The sequence below is a fragment of the Acidovorax sp. KNOB132 genome, from assembly GCF_057541515.1.
Window position 1 is genome coordinate 1 of sequence record NZ_BAAJYT010000377.1, and the last position, 2,666, is coordinate 2,666.

General features: G+C 68.8%; 3 protein-coding genes. 1 reads left to right on the plus strand and 2 read right to left on the minus strand.

Annotation, left to right across the window (positions count from 1 at the left end):
* Nucleotides 1-160: esterase/lipase family protein (locus tag AC27IO_RS22625; protein ID WP_498740889.1), on the minus strand; the 160-nt coding region annotated here is incomplete at its 3' end.
* Nucleotides 157-567 (minus strand): hypothetical protein, encoded by a 411-nt coding sequence (locus tag AC27IO_RS22630; RefSeq protein WP_498740887.1) that lies wholly within the window; start codon nt 565-567, stop codon nt 157-159. The genes AC27IO_RS22625 and AC27IO_RS22630, both read right to left, overlap by 4 nt.
* Before the next feature lie 137 nt (nt 568-704).
* Here AC27IO_RS22630 and AC27IO_RS22635 point away from each other — a divergent pair, with 137 nt between their 5' ends.
* Nucleotides 705-2,384, plus strand: a complete 1,680-nt coding sequence (locus AC27IO_RS22635; RefSeq protein WP_284429694.1) for an AMP-binding protein — start codon at nt 705-707, stop codon at nt 2,382-2,384.
* Nucleotides 2,385-2,666: the final 282 nt, after the last annotated feature.

Below are 2,666 nucleotides of genomic sequence, written 5' to 3' on the forward strand. Positions count from 1 at the left end.
CGCCCATGCTGTGGCCCACCACGACCGGCGGGCGGCCCGTGGCGGCGGTGACCCGGCGCACCGCCTCGTCCAGCGTGTCCACATAGTCATCGATGGTGCCGAACGCGGGCTCCATCGTCACCGCCACGAACGGGTGGCCGCGGCTGCGCAGCACCTTCATCCAGGGCGTCCAGAACCCGCGGTTGCAGATGAAGCCGTGCACCAGCACCACGCCGCGCGCGGGCGGCGGGCCCCGGCGACGGGGGGTGGCAGCCAGTCGGGCACGGCGGTGGAGCGAAACGGCTGCCACCATCCGAACACCACGCTGGCCCAGCGCGCCTCGGCCGACCAGGCGCGCACCATCTGCGCCAGCGACGGCGCCGGCACCCCGTCGGCCCGGCTGGCCCGCCGGTTCACGCGGGCCATGCACACGAACTGCAGCCCCATGAACAGCCGCAACAGCAGCATCACCGCGGCCAGGCCCGCCACCGCCCGCAGGGGCGAGTGGGGCCATTGCCACACCAGCCAGCCGGCGGCCAGCAGCAGGTTGCACACCACCATTCCGCGTTGCCATCGTGCATTGGTCAAGACCGGTGCTCCTAGAAAAAAAAAGGAGTCCGCATCATGTCACTTGCGGGACGGGCCTAGGACAAGCCCCCTGGACAGGGCGCGAGCCGCTTCCACAATCGTGCCCACCTCCACCCGCGCACGAAAGGGACGACCGCATGGAACGGATCTGGCTGAAAAACTACCCTCCGGGGGTGCCGCACAGCGTGGAGCCCGAGCAGTACCGCTCGCTGCCGCACCTGTTCGAGGAGTCGTTCCGCAAGCATGCCGACCGCCCCTTCTCGGTCTGCATGGACCGGTGGATGACCTACGGCGAACTCGACCGCCTGTCGGCCCAGCTCGGCGCCTGGCTGCAGGGCCAGGGGCTGGAGCCCGGGGCGCGCGTGGCCATCATGCTGCCCAACGTGCCGCAGTTCGGCGTGACCATGGCGGGCGTGCTGCGCGCCGGCTACACCTGCGTGAATGTAAACCCGCTGTACACCGCGCGGGAGCTGGAGCACCAGCTCAAGGATTCCGGCGCCACCGCCATCGTGATCCTGGAGAACTTCGCCCACACCCTGGCCGAGGTGATCGACCGCACCGCCGTGCGGCACGTGTGCGTTGCCAGCATGGGCGACCTGCTGGGCGCGGCCTTCGGGCGCTGGATCACGTTCGCCGTGCGCCACCTGGCCAAGATGGTGCCGGCCTACGAGATTCCACTCACCAACGGCCGCCAGGTGGTGCCGTTCAACAAGGCGCTGGCCCTGGGCGAGCGCCGCACGCTGGCGCCCAGTCAAGCTACGCTGGATTCGACCGCCTTCCTCCAGTACACGGGCGGCACCACGGGGCTGTCGAAGGGCGCGGTGCTCACGCACCGCAACATCGTGGCCGCCACGCTGCAGGCCGAGGCGTGGTTCACGCCCGCGCTGTCCAAGGTGGGCGACGTGCGCCATGCCAACAGCATCGCGGCGCTGCCGCTGTACCACATCTTCGCGCTCACGCTGTGCCTGCTGGCGATCCGCCAGGGCTCGCACCTCACGCTGATCCCCAACCCGCGCGACATCCCCAAATTCGTCGCGGTGCTGAAGAAGCGGCCCTTCCACATGCTGCCGGCGGTCAACACGCTGTTCAACGCGCTGCTGCACCACCCGCAGTTCGCCGCGCTCGATTTTTCGCACCTGTGCGTGTCCCAGGCCGGCGGCATGGCCGCGTCGGAGGGCACGGCGCGCCAGTGGCAGAAGGTGACGGGCAGCACCATGATCGAGGGCTGGGGCATGAGCGAGACCTGTGCCATCGGCACCAACAACCCGGTGAACAACACGCAGTTCACCGGCACCATCGGCCTGCCCCTGCCGGGCATCGACATCGCCATCAAGGACGATGCCGGCGAGAGCCTGCCCATCGGCCAGTCGGGCGAGATTTGCATCCGCGGCCCCAACGTGATGACCGGCTACTACCAGCAGCCCGAGGAGAACGCCAAGGCCTTCACGGCGGACGGTTTCATGCGCACGGGCGACGTCGGCATCATGGACGAGGCCGGCTACACCCGCATCATCGACCGCAAGAAGGACATGATCCTGGTGAGCGGCTTCAATGTGTTCCCCAACGAACTGGAGCAGGTGATCTCGCTGTGCCCCGGCGTGCTGGAATGCGCGGCCATCGGCGTGCCGGACGAGAAACAGGGCGAGGCCATCAAGGTGTTCGTGGTGAAAAGCGACCCGGCGCTGTCGGAGGAAGACGTGGAGCGCTACTGCCACGAGCACCTCACCGGCTACAAGCGGCCCCGGCACATCGAGTTCCGCGATGCGCTGCCCAAGACGAACGTGGGCAAGATCTTGCGCCGGGAGCTGCGCAGCTGACTGAGTCCGGCCGGCGCACGCCGGGCCGTGGCAGCCCTCGGCGGATGACGCCGCTCGGACGGATGGCACGCGGAAGTAACAGCTGCATCCGCTGATGTCAGCCCGCCCGGGTCCCGCTGCCGGTCTCCCCCCGGCTGGCAACCACCCGTTCGCCCTCCTTCAGCCGGCCCGCGGCCCTCTGTGCGCACCCCGTTTCTTTTCCGGCCGCAGCCGCCTGCCGAACTCCCTTATCGAACACTAACGCCTCCCTGGCTCAGGGATAATCCCCACGCGCAAACGTTT

What these genes read in the sequence shown, in the direction of transcription:
- AC27IO_RS22635 (WP_284429694.1), top strand. Translation starts at nt 705, where the DNA reads ATGGAACGGATCTGGCTGAAAAACTACCCTCCGGGGGTGCCGCACAGC.